The 19,076-nt window shown below is 64.4% G+C and carries 22 protein-coding genes; 16 read left to right on the forward strand and 6 right to left on the reverse strand.

What is annotated here, in order from left to right:
- The first annotated feature begins 121 nt into the window (after positions 1-121).
- The gene (locus EJ067_RS28775; protein ID WP_126088529.1) at positions 122-916 is read left to right on the forward strand and encodes a thymidylate synthase; all 795 of its coding nucleotides are present in this window, start codon (positions 122-124) and stop codon (positions 914-916) included.
- Positions 917-952: 36 nt separating this feature from the next.
- Here EJ067_RS28775 and EJ067_RS28780 read toward each other — a convergent pair whose 3' ends face one another.
- The gene (locus EJ067_RS28780) at positions 953-1,162 is read right to left on the reverse strand and encodes a molybdopterin-binding protein (RefSeq protein WP_126088530.1); all 210 of its coding nucleotides are present in this window, start codon (positions 1,160-1,162) and stop codon (positions 953-955) included.
- Positions 1,163-1,328: 166 nt separating this feature from the next.
- Here EJ067_RS28780 and modA point away from each other — a divergent pair, with 166 nt between their 5' ends.
- The 4 genes from modA (at position 1,329) to EJ067_RS28800 (ending at position 4,383) form a co-directional block, all read left to right on the forward strand.
- Complete coding sequence (modA, locus tag EJ067_RS28785) at positions 1,329-2,123, forward strand: molybdate ABC transporter substrate-binding protein (protein WP_126088531.1); 795 nt, start codon at positions 1,329-1,331, stop codon at positions 2,121-2,123.
- Between the two features lie 19 nt (positions 2,124-2,142).
- Complete coding sequence (modB, locus tag EJ067_RS28790) at positions 2,143-2,847, forward strand: molybdate ABC transporter permease subunit (protein ID WP_126088532.1); 705 nt, start codon at positions 2,143-2,145, stop codon at positions 2,845-2,847.
- A complete protein-coding gene (modC, locus tag EJ067_RS28795) occupies positions 2,844-3,956 on the forward strand; it encodes a molybdenum ABC transporter ATP-binding protein (RefSeq protein WP_126088533.1) in 1,113 nt (370 codons plus the stop codon). The genes modB and modC overlap by 4 nt, the downstream gene beginning before the upstream one ends.
- An 85-nt stretch (positions 3,957-4,041) precedes the next feature.
- Positions 4,042-4,383, forward strand: a complete 342-nt coding sequence (locus EJ067_RS28800) for a winged helix-turn-helix domain-containing protein (protein WP_066990897.1) — start codon at positions 4,042-4,044, stop codon at positions 4,381-4,383.
- Positions 4,384-4,402: 19 nt separating this feature from the next.
- On the opposite strand, the gene cobF is transcribed toward EJ067_RS28800, so the two are convergent.
- A complete protein-coding gene (gene cobF, locus EJ067_RS28805) occupies positions 4,403-5,176 on the reverse strand; it encodes a precorrin-6A synthase (deacetylating) (RefSeq protein ID WP_126088534.1) in 774 nt (257 codons plus the stop codon).
- 188 nt (positions 5,177-5,364) lie between these two features.
- On the opposite strand from cobF, the gene EJ067_RS28810 reads away from it, so the two are divergent.
- The 6 genes from EJ067_RS28810 (at position 5,365) to EJ067_RS28835 (ending at position 11,054) form a co-directional block, all read left to right on the forward strand.
- Complete coding sequence (locus EJ067_RS28810; RefSeq protein ID WP_126088535.1) at positions 5,365-6,378, forward strand: DUF4424 domain-containing protein; 1,014 nt, start codon at positions 5,365-5,367, stop codon at positions 6,376-6,378.
- Positions 6,378-6,896 (forward strand): dihydrofolate reductase, encoded by a 519-nt coding sequence (locus EJ067_RS28815; protein ID WP_126088536.1) that lies wholly within the window; start codon positions 6,378-6,380, stop codon positions 6,894-6,896. The genes EJ067_RS28810 and EJ067_RS28815 overlap by 1 nt, the downstream gene beginning before the upstream one ends.
- A 246-nt stretch (positions 6,897-7,142) precedes the next feature.
- Positions 7,143-8,240, forward strand: a complete 1,098-nt coding sequence (gene hflK, locus EJ067_RS28820) for an FtsH protease activity modulator HflK (protein ID WP_126088537.1) — start codon at positions 7,143-7,145, stop codon at positions 8,238-8,240.
- Positions 8,240-9,202 carry a protease modulator HflC gene (locus tag EJ067_RS28825; RefSeq protein ID WP_126088538.1) on the forward strand — a complete coding sequence of 321 codons (963 nt, stop codon included), beginning with the start codon at positions 8,240-8,242 and terminating at the stop codon, positions 9,200-9,202. The genes hflK and EJ067_RS28825 overlap by 1 nt, the downstream gene beginning before the upstream one ends.
- A 6-nt stretch (positions 9,203-9,208) precedes the next feature.
- A complete protein-coding gene (locus EJ067_RS28830) occupies positions 9,209-9,394 on the forward strand; it encodes a DUF2065 domain-containing protein (RefSeq protein WP_126088539.1) in 186 nt (61 codons plus the stop codon).
- Positions 9,395-9,539: 145 nt separating this feature from the next.
- Positions 9,540-11,054, forward strand: coding sequence for a DegQ family serine endoprotease (locus EJ067_RS28835; protein ID WP_126088540.1), 1,515 nt, complete (start codon positions 9,540-9,542; stop codon positions 11,052-11,054).
- 45 nt (positions 11,055-11,099) lie between these two features.
- On the opposite strand, the gene EJ067_RS28840 is transcribed toward EJ067_RS28835, so the two are convergent.
- Both EJ067_RS28840 and serB read right to left on the reverse strand, forming a co-directional pair.
- The gene (locus EJ067_RS28840; RefSeq protein ID WP_126088541.1) at positions 11,100-11,672 is read right to left on the reverse strand and encodes a GNAT family N-acetyltransferase; all 573 of its coding nucleotides are present in this window, start codon (positions 11,670-11,672) and stop codon (positions 11,100-11,102) included.
- A complete protein-coding gene (gene serB / locus EJ067_RS28845) occupies positions 11,669-12,556 on the reverse strand; it encodes a phosphoserine phosphatase SerB (RefSeq protein WP_126088542.1) in 888 nt (295 codons plus the stop codon). Before serB ends, EJ067_RS28840 begins: the two co-directional genes overlap by 4 nt.
- Between serB and miaA the strand changes: the two genes are divergently transcribed.
- The gene (miaA, locus tag EJ067_RS28850; RefSeq protein WP_126089784.1) at positions 12,546-13,490 is read left to right on the forward strand and encodes a tRNA (adenosine(37)-N6)-dimethylallyltransferase MiaA; all 945 of its coding nucleotides are present in this window, start codon (positions 12,546-12,548) and stop codon (positions 13,488-13,490) included. The genes serB and miaA overlap by 11 nt on opposite strands.
- Positions 13,491-13,615: 125 nt before the next feature.
- Entirely contained in the window at positions 13,616-14,407 is a 792-nt protein-coding gene (locus tag EJ067_RS28855) for a GGDEF domain-containing protein (protein ID WP_126088543.1), read from the forward strand.
- Between the two features lie 277 nt (positions 14,408-14,684).
- Here the strand turns inward: EJ067_RS28855 and EJ067_RS28860 are convergent, their stop codons facing one another.
- Positions 14,685-16,514, reverse strand: coding sequence for an ATP-binding protein (locus EJ067_RS28860; protein WP_126088544.1), 1,830 nt, complete (start codon positions 16,512-16,514; stop codon positions 14,685-14,687).
- Between the two features lie 151 nt (positions 16,515-16,665).
- Between EJ067_RS28860 and EJ067_RS28865 the strand changes: the two genes are divergently transcribed.
- From EJ067_RS28865 to EJ067_RS28875, 3 genes are read left to right on the forward strand one after another with little or no spacing between them, the layout of a single operon-like run.
- On the forward strand, positions 16,666-17,232 hold the full coding sequence (locus tag EJ067_RS28865; RefSeq protein ID WP_126088545.1) for an XRE family transcriptional regulator: 567 nt from the start codon (positions 16,666-16,668) through the stop codon (positions 17,230-17,232).
- 4 nt (positions 17,233-17,236) lie between these two features.
- The gene (locus EJ067_RS28870) at positions 17,237-17,545 is read left to right on the forward strand and encodes a hypothetical protein (protein ID WP_126088546.1); all 309 of its coding nucleotides are present in this window, start codon (positions 17,237-17,239) and stop codon (positions 17,543-17,545) included.
- 38 nt (positions 17,546-17,583) lie between these two features.
- Positions 17,584-18,123 carry a GNAT family N-acetyltransferase gene (locus EJ067_RS28875; protein ID WP_126088547.1) on the forward strand — a complete coding sequence of 180 codons (540 nt, stop codon included), beginning with the start codon at positions 17,584-17,586 and terminating at the stop codon, positions 18,121-18,123.
- Here the strand turns inward: EJ067_RS28875 and EJ067_RS28880 are convergent.
- Positions 18,115-18,999 carry a LysR family transcriptional regulator gene (locus EJ067_RS28880; protein WP_189510157.1) on the reverse strand — a complete coding sequence of 295 codons (885 nt, stop codon included), beginning with the start codon at positions 18,997-18,999 and terminating at the stop codon, positions 18,115-18,117. The genes EJ067_RS28875 and EJ067_RS28880 overlap by 9 nt on opposite strands.
- Between the last annotated feature and the right edge of the window lie 77 nt (positions 19,000-19,076).

The following is a 19,076-nucleotide window of genomic DNA, read 5'->3' on the forward strand; positions in this document are numbered from 1 at the left end:
CGACATCGTGCCGGCATCCTGGACTTTGTGGCGTACCATCCACATCAGTGACCGGCTTTACAGTGTTCGACCGACAGCCAGTCGGCTATGATCATCTGCCATCCGAATCGAGGCGGAGCCGATGCGCCAATATCTTGACCTGCTGAAGCACGTGCTGGAAAACGGCACCGACCGCGGCGACCGCACCGGTACCGGCACGCGCTCGGTGTTCGGCTACCAGATGCGCTTCGACCTTTCGCGCGGCTTCCCGGTCACCACCACCAAGAAGCTGCACCTGAAGTCGATCATCCATGAGCTGCTGTGGTTCCTGGCCGGCGACACCAACATCAAATATCTCAACGACAACGGCGTCACCATCTGGGACGAATGGGCCGACGAGAATGGCGATCTCGGGCCTGTCTACGGCAAGCAGTGGCGCTCGTGGCCTGACGGGCATGGCGGCGAGACCGACCAGATCGCGGGCCTTCTCAAGGAGATTCGCAAGAATCCCAATTCGCGCCGGCTGATCGTTTCGGCCTGGAACCCGGCCGAGGTGGAAGCGATGGCGCTGCCGCCCTGCCACTGCCTGTTCCAGTTCTACGTCTCGGAGGGCCGGCTCTCCTGCCAGCTCTACCAGCGCTCTGGCGATATCTTCCTCGGCGTGCCGTTCAACATCGCGTCCTATGCATTGCTGACGCTGATGGTTGCACAGGTGACCGGTCTGAAGCCAGGCGACTTCGTCCATACGCTCGGCGACGCGCATCTTTACTCGAACCATTTCGAGCAGGCGCGCGAGCAGCTGCGGCGCACGCCGAAGCCGCTGCCGACGATGTGGATCAACCCGGAGGTGCAGGATCTTTTTGCCTTCCGTTTCGAGGATTTCCGCCTCGAAAACTATTTTGCGGACGCAACCATCAAGGCGCCGATCGCGGTATAAGGCCGGTCCGGCCGCGGCCAGCGCGCTCCGGTATCGTCAATCGATGCCGACCATGACGTCCGAAGCCTTGATCACGGCATAGGCCTGCTTGCCTTTCTCAAGCTGCAAATCGGCAACGGCTTCGTTGATGATCGAAGCGGTGACGATGGCGCCGCCGCCAATGTCGATCCTGACATGCGAGGTGGTCGCTCCCTTGGCGATTTCGGTGACGTTGCCCTTCAGGATATTGCGGGCGCTGATCTTCATCTGCCTCGCCTTGGCCATCGCTGTATCGAACGGGCTTCATCGTAGGCCGGGAACACCCTGTCATACAATGGCGAGGAGGGTAAAAGGCCTTTTCTTGTTATGTTCATCCGGATATATCGATCAAAGGCATTGGGCCGAACGGTTTTTCAAAACAGGGAGAGATTTCATGACGGGGAAGGGTTTTGGATTGAGGGCAATTGCCATCGGCGGGCTCACGGCGGCGCTGATGGCGGTGGTGCCTGCAGCCAATGCCGACGACAAGGTGGTCGTGTTCGCCGCGGCGAGCCTCAAGGACGCGCTCGATGCGGTCAACAAGGCCTGCGAGCCCGAGGTCGGCGAAGCGGCGACCATCTCCTACGCGGCGAGCTCGGCGCTGGCCAAGCAGATCGAGGGCGGCGCGCCGGCAGACGTGTTCGTCTCGGCCGACCTCGACTGGATGAAATATCTCTCCGACAAGAAGCTGACCAAGCCGGACACCGAAGTGAAGCTGCTCGGCAACCAGATCGTGCTGGTGGCGCCGAAAGATTCCAAGGTCGAAACCAAGGTGGAAAAGGGTTTCGACCTCGCCAGGCTTATCGGCGACGGCAGGCTCGCCATGGGCGACTTCAAGGCGGTGCCGGCCGGCAAGTACGGCAAGGCGGCGCTGGAATCGCTGGGCGTCTGGTCCTCGGTAGAAAGCAAGGTCGCGCAGGCCGAGAATGTCCGCGCCGCGCTCAAGCTGGTGTCGACGGGCGAGGCCGCGCTCGGCATCGTGTACACCACCGACGCCCATGCCGAAAAGGGCGTGAAGGTCGTCGGTACCTTCCCCGAGGATTCGCACCCGCCGATCATCTACCCGATTGCCCAGACGGCGGATTCGAAGGACAAGGATACCGCTGCCTTCCTGAAATGCGTCGAGTCGGCCAAGGCCGCCGCGCTCTTCAAGGAACAGGGTTTTACGGTGCTCGCGCCGAGCAACTGAGAGAGACCTTACACCGCATATGAACTGGCTGCTGGACCTCACTCCCGACGAATGGAATGCGGTCCGGCTGTCGATCAAGGTGGCGACGCTGGCGATGATCGCAAGCCTGCCGCCGGGCATACTGATCGCGCTGCTGCTGGCCCGGGGCCGGTTCTGGGGCAAGACCCTGCTCAACGGGCTGGTGCATCTGCCGTTGATCCTGCCGCCGGTGGTGACCGGCTATCTGCTCCTGCTCAGCTTCGGCCGTCGCGGACCTGCCGGTGCTTTCCTCGCCGAGCATTTCGGCATTGTCTTTTCGTTCCGCTGGACGGGTGCGGCGCTCGCGTGCGGCGTCATGGGCTTTCCGCTGATGGTGCGGGCAATAAGGCTGTCGATCGAGGCGGTCGACCGCAAGATGGAGGCTGCGGCCGGCACGCTCGGCGCCAATCCGCTGTGGGTCTTTGCCACCATCACGCTGCCGTTGACCCTGCCGGGGCTGATCGCCGGGGGGATCCTCTCCTTTGCCAAGGCGATGGGCGAGTTCGGCGCCACGATTACCTTCGTCTCCAACATCCCCAACGAGACGCAGACGCTCCCTTCGGCGATCTACACCTTCACGCAGGTGCCGGGCGGCGATGCCGGGGCACTGAGGCTGACGCTGATCTCGATCGTCATTTCCATGGTCGCACTGGTGGCTTCCGAGGTCCTTGCGCGGCGGGTCGGCCGGCGGATGGACATCGAATGACGCTTTCGGTCGACATCATGCATCGCCTCGGCGATTTCGCCGTCGAGGCGAATTTCGAAAGCGCCGGCCGGCTGACGGCGCTGTTCGGGCCTTCGGGTTCGGGCAAGTCGACGCTGATCAACCTGATTGCCGGGTTGATCCGGCCGCAGAAGGGGCGGATTGCCATCGACGGCCGCGTGCTGGTCGACACCGCCGCCGGCATGTTCGTGCCGATGCACAAACGGCGGATCGGCACGGTTTTCCAGGATGCTCGACTCTTCCCGCATATGAGCGTCGCCGGCAACCTGCGCTATGGCCGCTGGTTCACGCCGTCTGCCGAGCGCTACGCCAATATGGACGCGGTGGTTGAACTCCTCGGCATCGGCCATCTGCTCGACCGGCGGCCGGCGAAACTGTCGGGGGGCGAAAAGCAGCGCGTGGCGATCGGGCGTGCGCTGCTTGCCAGCCCGAAACTGCTGTTGATGGACGAGCCGCTTGCCTCGCTCGACGAAGCGCGCAAGGCCGAGATCCTGCCCTATATCGAGCGGCTGCGCGACGAGACGAAAATCCCCATCGCCTATGTCAGCCATTCCGTCGCCGAGGTGGCGCGGCTGGCGAGCGACGTGGTGGTTCTCTCGCAAGGCAAGGTCGCGGCTTTCGGCCCGACCGAGGCGATCATGCAGCGGCTCGACCTTTTGCCGGCGGAGGAGCGCGGCGAGGGTGGCGCGGTGCTCGACACCAGGGTGCTGCGTCACGACGAGGCTTTCGGCATGACTGTGCTCGGCTCGCCGGCCGGCGATATCCGCGTGCCGCGCCTGCCACGGCAAGCGGGGGCTCTGGTGCGGCTCCGCATCCGCGCTCGCGACGTCATGATCGCGACCGAACAGCCGGCGGGCCTCAGCGCGCTCAACATCTTGGGGGGAACGATCGCCGCGGTCAGGCCGGGCGTCGGGCCGACAGTGGAGATTGCCATCGATTGCAACGGTGCGATCGTTCTGGCGCGCATCACCGAACAGTCGAAACACACCCTTCGCCTCGCGCTCGGCCGCAAGGTCTTCGCGGTAATCAAGACGGTGAGCTTCGACAGCGCGACGACCGTTCCCGGATTGCCGGAAGAGGCTGATGGTTGACGAAAGGGCAATATCGCTATGTTGCTTTGGAATAGCGATATGGCGGCAGAGGGGGTAATCTCGACATGATTGCGGAGAACGAGAGATGCCATCGCTAAGCCTGCGGATAAATCTCGACCCCGACGGGCGAATTGGTCCGGGCAAGATCGAGTTGCTGGAGCAGATCGCCGCGTTCGGCTCGATCTCGGCCGCGGCGCGCGGCATGGAGATGTCCTACAAGCATGCCTGGGATCTGGTCGAGGACATGAACCGGGTGTTCGGCAAGCCGCTGGTCGCGGCGCAGACCGGCGGCAGGAAAGGCGGCGGCGCGCAGTTGACCGCGGTCGGCCTCGCCGTCGTCAGCCGCTTCAGGGCCATTGAGCGCGCGGCGGCTTCTGCGGCCGCGGTTCATATGCAGGCGTTGCAGGCCGAGATCGACGCCGGCTGACCGTGGCCTTTTGGAGCGCCTATTCTTCCGGTTCGCCGGGCTTGCGCAGCAGATAGGTATCCATGATCCAGCCCTTTTTCCGCCGGGCTTCCTCACGGACCCTTTCGATCTCGGGGCCGACATCGCCTAAGCGTCCGGAAATGATGATCTCGTCCGTCGTGCCGAGATAGGCGCCCCACTGGATTAAGACGTCCGGGTCGGCCAGCGTGCTGAAGGCGCACTTGCCGTCGAGCATGACCACCGCGCTCCCGGCGTTGGCCGGCAGCCCTTCTTCGGTCAGCCGCCGGCCGGTGGTGACGAGAATGGAATCGCCGATGCGGTTGAGCGCCGTCGCGTGGGATGCTGCCAGCGCCTGGATGGCGGTTATGCCTGGAATGACTTCGAGCTCGAAACCGACATTGCCTCTGTGGCGCACGCGCTCCAGGATGCGCAGCGCGCTGTCATAGAGCGAAGGATCGCCCCAGATCAGGAAGGCGCCGCAGCCGTCTTCGGTCAGCTCATCGCGGATCAACCCCTCATAGATCTCGGCAATCGCTTCGTGCCAGTCGTCGACCGTCACGCGATAGGACGATGTCGGGTCGGCGCGAACCGGCACGTCGAACTCGACGCGGCGCGATTGCGGGTTGGTGACGAAACGGTCGCAGATCTGCCGGCGGAGCTCGGCGAGATCGTTCTTCTTGGCGCCCTTATCAGGAATGAACAGCACGTCGGCCCGGTTCAGGCCGTTGATCGCCTGTACGGTCATGTGTTCGGGATTGCCGGCGCCGATGCCGATGACGAGAAGCTTGCGCATGAAAGCTTCTCCTGCCTGATCGGGCAGCCGGTGTCCAGACGGCGCAGGCAGCCAGAACGCAAAGGACTTTGAAACGCAGTCCATCGTTTGGCAGAAACGCTGAACTGCCCTAGCTAGTTTTCGTGGAATTGCTCTAGATGGAAGCGCGCATCGGGGTGGTCCCGGTATTGCCGTCGAGAGGGGGATTCATGTTCCGCACTATCCTCACCGCAGCGTTGGCTTTTTTGGCCGCGCCGGCCTTCGCTAACGATTCCGTCGCCGAACTGGGTACCGGCGGGCTGATCCTGTCGCGCAGCGACGCCGTCGCCATGGAAAGCGAGAACCTTTTCATCTCGCCGGAGAAGGTGACCGTCGACTACGTCTTCCGCAACAACACCGACAAGGACGTCAGCGCCATCGTTGCCTTCCCGATGCCGGATATCGAGGGCGATCCGAACGAGATGCCGGCGCTTCCGGAAGCGCAGAGCGACAATTTCCTCGGCTTCGAGGTGACGATCGACGGCATCGACGCGAAGCCGCAGCTCGAACAGAAGGCGTTTGCGCTGGGCATCGACATCACCGCCGACCTCAAGGCGCAGGGCGTGCCGCTCTATCCCTTCGGCGACGCGGCCAAGGCGGCGCTGGCCAAACTGCCCAGGGATGTCGCCGAGGACTGGGAAAACCGCGGCATCGTCATCGAGGACACCGCCGATGACGGCTCGGGCATGCAAACCGCCTACGCGCCGTTCTGGCAGTTGCGCTCGACCTATTGGTGGCGCTCGACCTTCCCGGCCAACAAGGAAGTCCACGTCTCGCACCGCTATAAGCCCAGCGTCGGCGGCACGTCATCGGTCAGCTTCTACTACGACGGCAAGTTCCAGGGGCAGTACGACAGCTACAAGACCCGCTACTGCATGGACCAGGCGTTCGAGAATGCGGTGCGCAAGGCAGCAAAGGAAAATCCCGACGGCTATCCGAAATATTTCGAAAGCCGCATCGCTTACATCCTGACCACGGGCGGCAACTGGGCGTCCGGCAGCATCGGCAATTTCAAGCTCACCATCGACAAGGGCAACGCCAGGAATCTGGTTTCCTTCTGCGGCGATAACGTCCGCAAGGTCGGCCCGACGACGTTCGAGATGACGGCCAAGGATTTTTATCCGGAGCGCAACATTGACATCTTGCTGCTCGAGCCGTCGGACAATGGCGGGAGCGGCGGCTGATGGAAATCGCGATCTATGTCGCCATTGCCGAGAATGGCGTGATCGGACGCGAAGGCGGGCTGCCGTGGCGGCTGTCCAGCGACCTGAAGCGCTTCAAGGCCGACACGATGGGCAAGCCGATCATCATGGGCCGCAAGACCTATGAGGGCATCGGCCGGCCGTTGCCCGGCAGGCTCAACATCGTGGTGACGCGCGCCAGGGACTGGCGCGCCGAGGGCATCGAGGTCGCCCACTCGCTGGACGAGGCGATCACGCTGGCCAAGGTGCGCGGGCGCTGCATGGCGGGTGCCGAGGAGATCTGCGTGGTTGGCGGCGGCGAGATTTATGCCCAGGCCTTGCCGGTCGCCGATCGTCTCCATGTCACCCATGTGCTGGCCGCAGTCGATGGCGACGCTCATTTTCCGCCGATCGACCCGGCGATCTGGCGGATCATGCGATCCGAGGATTTCCCTGCGGGCGAAAAGGACAGCCACGCGACGCGCTACACGGTCTACGGGCGTCGCGGCGACGGTCGGTGACGAGGACAAAGGGTCGCTGCCGGGCCAAATCGGACGGCGCGTGCGGCGGACCGCGTTGAAAGCGCGTCACGGCGTCCCTATAGAAGAACGACAGTACAGCGCCGCGCGTCCAACCGGACCCGCAAAAGGCCGCTGTAAAACTTTGATTTGGCGCATGATTCCTTTCCGAAAACCGATACCGGATTTCGGGGTCATGCGTTAGGATTGCGCCGCAAGGCCCGAGGGAACCGAAGCGAAAGGACATTCATGCCCTGGAACGACAAGAGCGGTGGCGGCGGCCCATGGGGCGGCGGCGGCAATCAGGGACCCTGGGGGCAGGGACCGAGGGGCCCGAGCGGCCCGCAGGGTTCGCCTCCCGATCTCGAGGACATCATCCGGCGCGGCCAGGACAGGCTGCGGCGCGCGCTTCCTGGCGGCGGCGGCGCCAGCCCCGCGGTTCTCGGGCTGATCGTGCTCGCGCTCGTCGTGCTTTGGGCCTTCAAGGCGATCTATACCGTGCAGCCTGACGAGGTTGCCGTCGAACTGCGCTTCGGCAAGCCGAAGGCAGAACTCTCGCAGCCCGGCCTGCATTTCCACTGGTGGCCGATCGAAACTGTCGAAACGGCAAAGATCTCCGAGCAACTCGTCAGCATCGGCGGCGGATCGAGCAGCGGTTCCGGGCTGATGCTCTCCGGTGACCAGAACATCGTCAACGTGCAGTTCTCGGTCGCCTATCAGGTTTCCGATCCACGGGCCTATCTGTTCGATGTCTCCGATCCCGACGGCATGCTGACGCAGGTGGCCGAGAGCGCCATGCGCGAGGTCGTCGGCCGGCGCCCGGCGCAGGATATTTTCCGCGACGATCGGCAGGGTATCGCCACTTCGGTGCGCGAGATCGTCCAGAACACGCTCGACGGCTACAAGACCGGTCTGCAAGTCAACGCGATCTCCATCGAGGACGCGGCACCGCCGCGCGAGGTCGCCGACGCCTTCGACGAGGTGCAGCGCGCCGAGCAGGACGAGGACAAGTTCGTCGAGCAGGCCAATCAGTATTCCAACCAGAAGCTCGGCCAGGCGCGCGGCCAGGCGGCACAGATCCGCGAGGATGCCGCCGCCTACAAGAACCGTGTCGTGCAGGAAGCCGAAGGTGAGGCGCAGCGCTTCATCTCCGTCTACAACGAATACGCCAAGGCGCCCGACGTGACGCGCAAGCGCCTTTATCTGGAAACGATGGAGAGGATCCTGAAGGACTCGAACAAGGTCGTCGTCGAGCAGGGCAACGGGCAAGGTGTGCTTCCGTATCTGCCGCTGCCAGCACTGCAGCCGAAGGCGCCGCCGGCGCCGGCGCTGGGAGGTAACCAGTGATGGCCAACCGTCTTCCCATCATCGCGGTCATCGCGGCCGTCCTTCTGTTCCTGCTCTATTCGTCGGTGTTCGTCGTCAAGGCGGGCGAGCAGGCGATCGTGCTCAGGTTCGGCGAGATCATCGACGTCAAGACCGAGCCGGGCATCTACTTCAAGGCGCCATTCGCCTTTTTCGACGCCGACAGCGTTCAGACGATCGAGAAAAAAGTGATGCGCTTCGACCTCGACAACATCCGCGTCCAGGTCTCCGGCGGCAAGTTCTACGAGGTCGACGCCTTCATCGCCTACCGCATCTCGGATCCGCGCACCTTCCGTGCGGCGGTGTCGGGGCAGGTGGAACTCGCCGAAGCCCGGCTGAAGACGCGTCTCGACGCGGCACTGCGCCGCGTCTACGGTCTGCGCGACTTCGAGGCCGCACTTTCCGAGGAACGTGGCGTCATGATGCGCGAGGTGCGCGACCAGCTCCGTCCGGACGCGACGTCGCTCGGCCTCGACATCGAGGATGTGCGCATCCGCCGGACGGATCTGACGGCGGAAGTCTCGCAGCAGACCTACGACCGCATGAAGGCCGAGCGTCTGGCTGAAGCCGAGCGGCTGAGAGCGCGCGGCAACGAGGCGGCGCAACGCATCAGGGCTCGGGCCGATCGCGAAGTCGTCGAGATCGTCGCCGAGGCCCAGAAGGAATCGGAAATCCTGCGCGGCGAAGGCGAGGCGCAGCGCAGCGCCACCTTTGCCGACGCCTACAAGCGCGATCCTGCCTTCTTCGACTTCTATCGCTCGATGAATGCCTATGGCACCGCGCTGGACAACACCGGAACGACCATGGTGCTGTCGCCCGAGTCCGAGTTCTTCCGCTATTTCCGCGATCCGGCCAGCAAGACTGTGCCCGGGCAACCGACTGCGCCGGCCGCGCCGGCGACGGCCCCAGCCGCGCCTGCGACACAACCCAGCACCGTCCAGTAGCGGGCGGTGCAGGATTTCCTGGCGGCGGTCGGCCTGGTCCTCGTCATCGAGGGCTTGGTCTATGGCGGGTTTCCGGCCCTGGCCCGGAAACTCGCCACGGAAGTGCTGTCGATGCCCGAGAATGTGCTGCGGATCGGCGGACTGGTTGCGATCGGCGTCGGCGTCGGCATCGTCTGGCTGGTCCGGGGCTGATGAAATTCCTTGGTGGCGAAGCGATTGACGATTTATCCTCCGCCGATAGCTATGGCCGCAAACGTGCCTTAATTCTTGCCAACATGACTTGGACTGGCGCCGTTGCGGATGCGCTTTTCCTTTTCAGAACCACCGGGAGGCCACGATGATATCCGACACTCTGTTGCGCGCGGCGCGGCGTACGCTTTTCGCCGGCGCCACCGCATTCGTCGTCGGCATGGTTGCCGTCCCGTCTTTCGTCACGCCCACCGTCGCTTCCGACGGGCCGCCTTCCGTCGCCGATCTTGCCCAACGCCTGCTCGGCGCAGTGGTCAACATCTCGACCTCGCAAACGGTGAAAGGCACCGAGGGGCCGGGCGCGGTGCCGATGCCGCAACTTCCCGAAGGCTCGCCCTTCCAGGACTTTTTCGACGACTTCTTCAAGAACCGCGGCGGCGACAAGGGCGGCGGCGGGCAGAAGGTGCAGTCGCTGGGCTCCGGCTTTGTCATCGACGCCGAGCAGGGCATCGTGGTGACCAACAACCATGTGATTGCCGACGCCGACGACATCGAGGTCAATTTCTCCGACGGCGTGACGCTGAAGGCGACGCTGGTCGGCACCGACACCAAGACCGACGTCGCGGTGCTGAAGGTCGATCCGAAGGGCCACAAGCTGACGGCGGTGAAATTCGGCGATTCCACCAAGATGCGCGTCGGCGACTGGGTGATGGCGATTGGCAACCCGTTCGGCCTCGGCGGCACGGTCACGGTCGGCATTGTCTCGGCGCGCAACCGCGACATCAATTCCGGCCCCTATGACGACTTCATCCAGACCGACGCCGCCATCAACCGCGGCAATTCCGGCGGCCCGCTGTTCGATGCCGAGGGCGAGGTCATCGGCATCAACACGGCGATCATCTCGCCCTCGGGCGGCTCGATCGGCATCGGTTTCTCCATTCCCTCGCAGCTCGCGGCGGGCGTGGTCGACCAGCTCCGTCAATATGGCGAGACGCGGCGCGGCTGGCTTGGCGTTCGCATCCAGCCGGTGACGGACGACATCGCCGAGAGCCTCGGCATGGCGACCGCCAAGGGCGCGCTGGTGGCCGGCGTCATCAAGGGCGGTCCGGTCGACAATGGTTCGGTGCAGGCCGGCGACGTCATCATCAAGTTCGACGGCAAGGACATCCACGAGATGCGCGACCTGCCGCGCGTGGTCGCCGAAAGCCCGGTCGGCAAGGCGGTCGACGTGGTGATCGTGCGCAAGGGCGTCGAGCAGACCGTGAAGGTGACGCTCGGCCGGCTCGAGGACGGCGAGAAGCTGGCCAGCGGCGAGAACGGCACCACCGACCAGGACAAGGGCGACAAGGCGGCTCCGGTGTCCACGGCTTCGGTGCTCGGCATGACCGTCGGCGAGCTCAATGACCAGACCAGGCAGAAGTTCGGTATCGCGGCCGACGTTTCGGGCGTGGTCATCACCGACGTCGCCAAGGATTCGGCGGCAGCCGAGCGCGGCATCCAGCCGGGCGAGGTGATCACCGAGATCGCGCAGGAATCGGTCGGAACGCCGAAGGACGTCATGGACCGGATCGGCGCGCTCAAGGAGCAGGGCCGCAAGAACGCGCTGCTGATGCTGGCTTCGAAGACAGGCGAGTTGCGCTTCGTGACGATCCGGATGGACTGAGTCCGGAAAATCGCCTAGCTGACTGAGTTGCAAGAAAAAGGGCGGCTAAAGAGCCGCCCTTTTTCGCGCCTGCCAGTCCTCGCGCGACAGCCTGTACAGCACATGCCGCTTGAGATGCGGGTGGCTTTCCGGAACCGCGGGATGGTCGAAATCGGCGCCCGTATCGGCGCGCATGCCGAGGCGCTTCATGACTGCGATAGAGCGATGGTTTTCGGCGACGGCGAAGGAGACGATTTCCTCCAGCCCCAGCGTTTCGAAGCCGAAGGCCAACCAGGCTTGCGCCGCCTCGGTGACATAGCCCTTGCCCCAGAATTCAGGCGCCAGCCGCCAGCCGATCTCGATCGTGCCGTCCGGTAGCGATGGCACATCATCCGTATCCAGGAGACCGACGAAGCCGATGCACTCGCCGGTGGCGGCGATCTCGGCCGCGGCGAAGCCATAGCCGTCGTCGTCGATCCAGGCGCGGAACTCATCCATCTTGGCGTCGGCCGCGGCGAGGTCGCGGCGGAACGGGAAGAACTCCATCACGCGCTCATCGGAATTGATGCGATGGAACAGCGCGCGGTCGCGCTCTTCCCAGTTGCGCAGGATGAGACGCCCGGTGCGGATCGGCTTCATTGCGTGAAATCCTCCTGGCGATAGCCCTGGAGGTAGAGTAGCGCAGTCAGGTCGCCATGATCGATGCGGATCCGCGCCTGCTCTGCCACCGACGGCTTGGCGTGGAGGGCGACACCTGTGCCGGCAAGGCGGATCATGTCGAGGTCGTTGGCGCCGTCGCCGACGGCAATCGCGTCGGCCGTCGCCAGGCCAAGCCTTGCCGCGATGTCGAGCAGCGCCTCCGCCTTGGCGGCGCGGCCGAGGATCGGCTCGGCCACCGTGCCGGTGAACTTGCCGTCTTCCTCGATCAGCCGGTTGGCGCGGTTCTCCTGGAAGCCGAGCAAGGCGGCAATGCGGCTGGTGAAGACGTCGAAACCGCCGGAGACGAGTGCCGTCCAGGCGCCGTTGGCGCGCATCGTCTGCACCAGCGCGCGGCCGCCGGCGGCCAGCGTCAGCCGCTTGGCGATGATGCGGTCGACCACTGCCGTGTCGAGGCCCTTCAGCAAGGCGACGCGCTCGCGCAGGGCGGGCTCGAAGGCGATCTCGCCATTCATCGACCGCGCCGTGATCGCCGCGACATGCGCCTTGACGCCGATCTCGTCGGCGAGTTCGTCGATGCATTCCTGGTCGATCATGGTCGAATCCATGTCGGCAAGCAGGACCTTCTTTCTCCTGCCTTCTGCCGGCTGGACGATGATGTCGACCGGTTCGGAGGCCAATGTCGCGCGCAGGTTGGCCGTCAATTCGCCGACATCGGGCGTCTCCGGCAAAACCAGATCGCAGGCGACATCTTCGGCCAGCCAGTGAAGGGCGCTTGCGCCGGCCGCATGCGAGGCCATATTCGCAAGCGAGGCCGACACTGCGCGGTCTTTGGGACGGGAAACAAGCGTGGCGATCAGCGGCATCGAAAATTCCGGCAGGCAGGCGGGCGAAGGCCGCGTGAAGAACGCGATCCTGATAGCCGGGCCGACCGCCAGCGGCAAGTCGGCGCTGGCGCTCGATCTTGCCGAACGCCAGGGCGGCGTCATCGTCAACACCGATTCCATGCAAGGCTATTCGGTGCTCGACGTGCTGACGGCGCGTCCAAGCGTCGAGGAGATGGCACGCGTGCCGCATTTCCTCTACGGCCATGTGCATCCTTCGACAGCCTACTCCACCGGCGCCTGGTTGCGCGACGTTACCCGGCTGATCGAGGAAGGCGCTTTGTCCGGGCGGCCGGCCGTCTTCGTCGGCGGCACCGGGCTCTATTTCCGCGCTTTAGCCGAAGGGATCTCGGATATGCCCGACATTCCGCCATTGGTGCGCGAGCGCTGGCGCTACGAGCTCAAGGAACAAGGGGCCGAACGGCTGCATCGCATTCTGATGCGCGAGGACTCGGCCGTCGCCATGCAGCTCAGGCTGACCGACGGCCAGCGCATCGTGAGGGCGCTCGAGGTGCTCGACGCCTCGGGACGATCGATCCTCGACTGGCAGGCGGCGCGCGGCCAGCCGCTTGTCGACCGCGACAGCGCGCGCTTCCTGGTGATCGAACCGGATCGCGGCGAGCTCGTCGCGCACATCGAGGCACGCTTCGACGATATGCTCGACAAAGGCGCGCTCGACGAGGTCAGGCAGCTGATGGCGCTCGACCTCGCTCCGAACCTGCCGGCAATGAAGGCCATCGGGGTCCGAGAGCTGCAGGCCGCCTTGGCCGGGCAGATCAGCTTTCCCGAAGCGATCGAGCGGGCCAAGATCGCAACGCGCCAATATGCCAAACGTCAGACGACCTGGTTCAGGCACCAACTGGGACCGGAGTGGAAAAGGCTCCGCCCGGGCGATGGCCCGCCAGTCTCGGATTGACAGATTGCTAATTCAATCAGAGGCTTAAAGTGGCAATCGCGGCTTCCCGTCGCGGTTGCTCCGGTTAACGGTCCGTAAGGCGGCGCATGCCATAACGACTATGGGTCGCAGTCCCGCGGGGAGTTATGCGTTTTCACAAGGCGGAATCCGCATTCTTTGTCTTTATTTTCGTGATCCTGGCCGCCGGCCTGGTGACCTTCCACGCCTATGGCCAGTTGCAGGACATTGCGACCGATCTCGACACCGCGTCGCGTCTCGAAAGAATAGTCTATCTCAATAAACTGCTGTTCGTGACCGGCGCGCTGCTGGCCGCCGCCTTGTTCTTCGGGATCTTCTTCATCTATCCGCTGATCCGCGGCCAGGTGCGGGAAGAGGGCAAGCTGCGCGCCATGACCGTGTCGCTGAGCGCCCGTTCGCAGACGCTGGAGCAGGCGGCGCTCACCGACGGCCTGACCGGCATGCAGAACCGCCGCTACTTCGACGACGCCCTGCGGGAATATCTCGACGAGTTCGGCCGCATCGACAAGCCGGTGGGGCTGATGATCCTCGACCTCGATCATTTCAAGCAAGTCAACGACACGCATGGTCACGATGTCGGCGACGAGGTCCTGCGTGCCGTCGCGCAATGCGTGCGCGGCATGACGCGCTATCACGATGTGGTGGCGAGGCTTGGCGGCGAGGAGTTTGCCGTCGTCACGCCCAACATGGACGCGGAACTGCTCGCCCGGTTCGCCGAGCGCATCCGCAAGGCTATCGCCAACATGTCCATCCTATCGGGCAATGTGCGCCTGAAAGTCACCACCAGCGTCGGCCTTGCCGTGTGGGACCGCAAGGAGAGCGCCGAGGACTTCTACCGCCGCGCCGACCGGCAGCTCTATGAGGCGAAGAAGCAGGGCCGCAACCGCGTCTGCGCCTAAAATCCCGTCATCAAATTCGTGATGCTGGTCGCCTGAAGCCGTTTCTGCGCTTCCGGCCTTCGCCGGCCGAAGCACTCATGGTGGTCGTGGCAGTTAAGGCTACGGCCGGCGTGGGCCGGTGCTCGCGCACGGGAAAGTACGCTCCGCCCCGGTTCTCGAAAGCGGCACCATCCGGCTCGGCCTGACGAATTCCGTGACGGGATTTACCCACGTTGGCCGACAAGCAGAGAGGCAATTCTGCCGTGGTTTCGACCGGGACGACGGCAAAGTCTGGGGATCAGTCGTTCTGCTGGCGCATGCCGAAGGTCGAGGGCTTCAGGCCGTAGCGCAGGTCGAAATCATCGTCCGGCTGTGCACGCGGCGCGGGCGGCTTGCGATAGTCCGGGTCGCCAGCCTGACGGGCGGAATCCACCACCTCGGCAAAGGCCATCGCCTGCTGCGGCTTCGGCACGTTGCGCAGCCGCTCGACAATTCCCGCGAGATCGACATCGTCGCCGGCTTCCGCGGGCAGGGTCTGCTCGCGCTTGGCCGTTCCAGGTATGAATTCGCGGGACAATTTCTCGAATTTGAGCCGCATGGTCGTCGCCACGCCTTCGCCGAAGGCGATTGCCTCGCGCTGGCCCATGGAGGACAGGAACGCCAGCGTCGAGGCCGAGGAATCGGCGATCGCCGAGCGTATGATCGCCTGGTCCTGCTCGTTGGCGAGCCGCATGGCGAAGAAGGTCGAGCATTGCGACAGGATGGTCGGATCGAGCTCGCCCGGACGCTGGGTGACGACGCCGAGGTAGCAGCCATATTTGCGGCCTTCCTTGGCGATGCGCGACAAGGCGTGCCTGGTCGGCGCGAAGCCGAGGCGCGGATCGGCGGGCATGTAGCGATGCGCCTCCTCGCACAGCAGAAGCAGCCGCAGCCGGCCCTCGCTCCAGAGCGCAAGGTCGAAGGCGAGACGCGCCAGCACCGAGCAGACCGAGTTGACGACCTCGGACGGCATGCCCGCCATCTCGAAACAGGTCACCGGACGCCCATGGTTCGGCACGCGGAAGATGTTGCCGATGGTCTCGTGGATGGTGTCCTCGATCAGCCGCGAATTGAACATGAAACGGTAGCGCGGGTCGGCTGCGGCCGATTCGATTCGCGTCCTCAGCGACTTCAACGTCGGCCGATCGTTCTTGCTCTCCAGGAGACCCATGCGCTCGTCGATCTGCTTGAGGAGATCGGCGATGCGGTAAGGCACCGGTGTGTCCGCCGTCAGCGCATCGCTGCCGCGCCTGACGTACGAGCCGGAACTCGGGTTGCGGTAGAGGTTCTTGGCGGCGGGGATGAGGTCGCGTAGGACGTCGACTTCCTCCGGCACGGTCTCGCGCCCGCGAAATAGAACCTCGGCGAATTCCTCCAGCCTGAACATCCAGAACGGCAGGTCGAGCGTCTTGGAATCGACCTTCACGCAATGTTCCGGTAGCGAGGCGGCAAACTCGTTGTGCGGATCTAGGATCAGGACGCGCAGATCGGGCCGGGCCTCGATCGACTTGCGCAAAAGCAGCGAGACAGCCGTGGATTTGCCGACGCCGGTCGTGCCGACAACGGCGAAATGGCGCGCCAGCGTGTCGTCGATGGCGATGTTGGCGTCGATCGCCTCGTCTTGGGACAGCGTGCCGATGGTGATCGAATGGCGGCCGGCGAGATCGTAGACGGCCTGCAGGTCGCGGCTGCGGATGCGATGGGCAACGGCGCCGATATGCGGATAGGTGGTGATGCCGCGGTCGAAGACAGGCTTGGCGCCAGGCTCGGCGCCGTCGCGTACCTCGCCGATCAGTTCGATGCTGACCTCGATCGCGTTCTGGCCCTCGTTGCTCCAAACGCGGTCAGACTTGCCGATCGCATAGACAAGGCCAACGGTGCGGGTCGCGCCAAGGTTGATGGAGATCATCTTGCCGACGGTCCACAGGCCGGTGACCGTGCCTTCGGCATCCTCGGCATAGGCGCTGATGGTGGCACGCGCGCCGTCGCATTGCACGACATTGCCAAGAATGCGCTTGTCGCTCTGCTGGGCGTCGCGGCGCTCCTGCGAGGTCGGCTCTCCAACGGAGGCTTCGCGTTCAACAAACATCGGTGACCTGTCCCATTCCCCTCGAGGCCAAACCTATCCAATCGGGGTTAAAGTCGGGTGAGGTCGGATGGTGTAGGGCCTGTTAAGGCGGTCGCGAAAATTCGATCGAATAGCACCTTTCGCTACTGTCTATTTTCGATATATTGGACGAATGGCTGATATATCGAATGAGATCACATCCACGATCGGCAGGCGGATACGCTCGGAACGGGACTTGCGGGGATGGTCGCTGGCGGAGCTGGCCGAGCGGTCGGCTGTCTCCAAGGCGATGCTGAGCGCGATGGAGCGCGGCATGACAAGTCCGACCGCGGCGCTCCTGGTGCGCATCGCGTCGGCTTTCGGCATGACGCTGTCGACATTGATCGCCCGTGCCGAAATGCAGGGTGGCGGTGTCTGCCGCAAGGATGAGCAGCCGGTCTGGCAGGATCCGGCGACGGGCTATGTGAGGCGGCACCTGTCGCCGGCGACGCAAATGCCGCTCGAACTGATCCGGGTCAGCTTGCCGGCAGGCGCGAAGGTCGATTTCCCGGCAGCGTCCTATGCCTTCATCAAGCAGCAGATATGGCTTATCGGCGGCCGCCTCGACTTCACCGAAGGCGATGTCGTGCATAGGCTGGAACCCGGCGATTGCCTGGCGCTCGGCGCTCCGTCGGACTGCACATTCCATGCCCCGGGACCGGAAGCCGCCGAGTATCTGGTGGCGCTGGTCAGGGGCTGATCGCATGGCGCGCCGGCCGAAACGCTCGCACAATGGCGGGCCGCCTATCGACGACTATCAAGGCCCACCCTGGGGCAAGGGCGACGCCTACATCTTCCTCGCCTGGCGCGCCGCTCATGACAAGGCCTGGAAGGCACCGAGCCAGACCATCATGCTGATGCGGCTGGAAAGGGCCGAGCGGCTTGGCCTCACCTATGAGGAATACACGCTCGAGATCCTGGAGCGCGGGCGCCACCTCAGCGAGGACGATGCCGAGCGCATCGCGGAAATCCGCAGGGCCCGCCGCCGAAGGCCGAGCAGTCATTTCGAATGACCCCGGCCCGGCACCTCATCCACCTGGAGAGCATGGACATGAAAACCCTTGAAATCAGGGCGCTGGACGACGACGCGCGAACCAGCGGGATGCTGGCCGACCTGCTGATCGAGACGGTCGCCGCCGGCGGATCGGTGAGCTTCATGCATCCGCTGTCGCCCGACGCAGCCTATGGTTTCTGGCGCAAAGCACTGGCCGCCGCCGCGCGGGGAGAACGGGCGGTGCTGGGCGCATGGCACGGCGAGACGCTTGTCGGCACCGTCACGCTGCTTCTCGACTGCCCGCCCAACCAGCCGCACCGCGCCGAGATCGCCAAGCTGATGACCCGCCTCGACCATCGCGGCAGAGGCATCGCGACCCGGCTGATGCGGGCCGCCGAGAAATTGGCCGTCGAGAAAGGGCGCACCCTGCTGGTGCTGGATACCGCGGCCGAGGAAGGGGCTGCCGGCCTTTACGAGAAACTCGGCTTCACGCTCACCGGCGAGATTCCGGACTATGCGCTCAAGCCGCATGGCGGGCTCACCGGCACGCTCATCTACTGGAAGCGGATAGGCGCGGCAGTCCAGGTCCTACCCTGAAATCCCGGCGAGGCGCGATAGAAGCCAGCGTCGAAAATCCTGCTCGGCGGCGGACAGCCGTGATGACGACGGCCATGTCAGGAAATGACCCGATGGGCTCGACAGCTCGAAATCCGAAAGCCTGACGAGTAAATTGTCCTTGAGAGCGGTGTCGATCAGTGGCCGCGAGCCCAGCAGCGCTCCGGCCCCGGCCTTCGCCGCTTCCATGGCGGCAACGAAGCTGTCGAAGCGGTGCGAACGTCGGGAATGTCCAGCAAGCCCGGAAGCGGCAAACCATTCCGCCCACATCTCGCGTGCGCCGGCCACCAGCAGCAGCGGCAACGATGTCCAATCATCGTCACCGGCCAATGGCGGAGCCGCGACCGGAACAAGCTGCTCGACGGTCAGCCGGTCGGCCTCTCTGCCAGGGAAGGATCCGTTGCCGAAGCGTATATCGAGCGCCGAACCCGGCTGGTCGTAGTCGGCCGGTCGATGGATGGTCACCAGATCGAGCCTGACCCGTGGCAGCGCCTTTGCCAGATCGGGAAGAGCCGGCACGATCACGAGAAGGGCGAAGGAGATGGGAACGCGGATGCTGACGGTCTGCACAGCGCGGGGCTCGAACAGCTCGCTGGTGCTGTTGCCGATGATCGCGAACGCCGACTGGATGTGCGGCAGATAGGCGGCGCCCTCCGGCGAGAGAGCCACACCTCGCGCCAGGCGCGCGAACAATCGCGTCTTGAGCCGCTCTTCCAGGAAGCGGATGTGCTGGCTGACGGCAGCTTGCGTAAGCCCGAGCTCGGTTGCCGCGGCGGTGAAGTTCGATAGGCGCGCTGCCGCCTCGAAACTGCGCAGCCAGTCGAGCGGAGGCATCGCGCCGAAAGTTTTTTCAGCCATCAGATTTTCCGCGCCATTGGCCGCAAAACGATAATTTGAGTTATGCCTTTGGCGGCGCCAGCATGCAACCGGCACCT

The organism is Mesorhizobium sp. M1D.F.Ca.ET.043.01.1.1 (assembly GCF_003952385.1).
Taxonomy (GTDB): domain Bacteria; phylum Pseudomonadota; class Alphaproteobacteria; order Rhizobiales; family Rhizobiaceae; genus Mesorhizobium.

Bases quoted from the DNA above. Each gene is read 5' to 3' on its own strand.
- EJ067_RS28775 (WP_126088529.1), top strand. From the start codon at position 122: ATGCGCCAATATCTTGACCTGCTGAAGCACGTGCTGGAAAACGGCACC.
- EJ067_RS28780 (WP_126088530.1), bottom strand. From the start codon at position 1,162: ATGAAGATCAGCGCCCGCAATATCCTGAAGGGCAACGTCACCGAAATC.
- modA (WP_126088531.1), top strand. From the start codon at position 1,329: ATGACGGGGAAGGGTTTTGGATTGAGGGCAATTGCCATCGGCGGGCTC.
- modB (WP_126088532.1), top strand. From the start codon at position 2,143: ATGAACTGGCTGCTGGACCTCACTCCCGACGAATGGAATGCGGTCCGG.
- modC (WP_126088533.1), top strand. From the start codon at position 2,844: ATGACGCTTTCGGTCGACATCATGCATCGCCTCGGCGATTTCGCCGTC.
- EJ067_RS28800 (WP_066990897.1), top strand. From the start codon at position 4,042: ATGCCATCGCTAAGCCTGCGGATAAATCTCGACCCCGACGGGCGAATT.
- cobF (WP_126088534.1), bottom strand. From the start codon at position 5,176: ATGCGCAAGCTTCTCGTCATCGGCATCGGCGCCGGCAATCCCGAACAC.
- EJ067_RS28810 (WP_126088535.1), top strand. From the start codon at position 5,365: ATGTTCCGCACTATCCTCACCGCAGCGTTGGCTTTTTTGGCCGCGCCG.
- EJ067_RS28815 (WP_126088536.1), top strand. From the start codon at position 6,378: ATGGAAATCGCGATCTATGTCGCCATTGCCGAGAATGGCGTGATCGGA.
- hflK (WP_126088537.1), top strand. From the start codon at position 7,143: ATGCCCTGGAACGACAAGAGCGGTGGCGGCGGCCCATGGGGCGGCGGC.
- EJ067_RS28825 (WP_126088538.1), top strand. From the start codon at position 8,240: ATGGCCAACCGTCTTCCCATCATCGCGGTCATCGCGGCCGTCCTTCTG.
- EJ067_RS28835 (WP_126088540.1), top strand. From the start codon at position 9,540: ATGATATCCGACACTCTGTTGCGCGCGGCGCGGCGTACGCTTTTCGCC.
- EJ067_RS28840 (WP_126088541.1), bottom strand. From the start codon at position 11,672: ATGAAGCCGATCCGCACCGGGCGTCTCATCCTGCGCAACTGGGAAGAG.
- serB (WP_126088542.1), bottom strand. From the start codon at position 12,556: ATGCCGCTGATCGCCACGCTTGTTTCCCGTCCCAAAGACCGCGCAGTG.
- EJ067_RS28855 (WP_126088543.1), top strand. From the start codon at position 13,616: ATGCGTTTTCACAAGGCGGAATCCGCATTCTTTGTCTTTATTTTCGTG.
- EJ067_RS28860 (WP_126088544.1), bottom strand. From the start codon at position 16,514: ATGTTTGTTGAACGCGAAGCCTCCGTTGGAGAGCCGACCTCGCAGGAG.
- EJ067_RS28865 (WP_126088545.1), top strand. From the start codon at position 16,666: ATGGCTGATATATCGAATGAGATCACATCCACGATCGGCAGGCGGATA.
- EJ067_RS28870 (WP_126088546.1), top strand. From the start codon at position 17,237: ATGGCGCGCCGGCCGAAACGCTCGCACAATGGCGGGCCGCCTATCGAC.
- EJ067_RS28875 (WP_126088547.1), top strand. From the start codon at position 17,584: ATGAAAACCCTTGAAATCAGGGCGCTGGACGACGACGCGCGAACCAGC.
- EJ067_RS28880 (WP_189510157.1), bottom strand. From the start codon at position 18,999: ATGGCTGAAAAAACTTTCGGCGCGATGCCTCCGCTCGACTGGCTGCGC.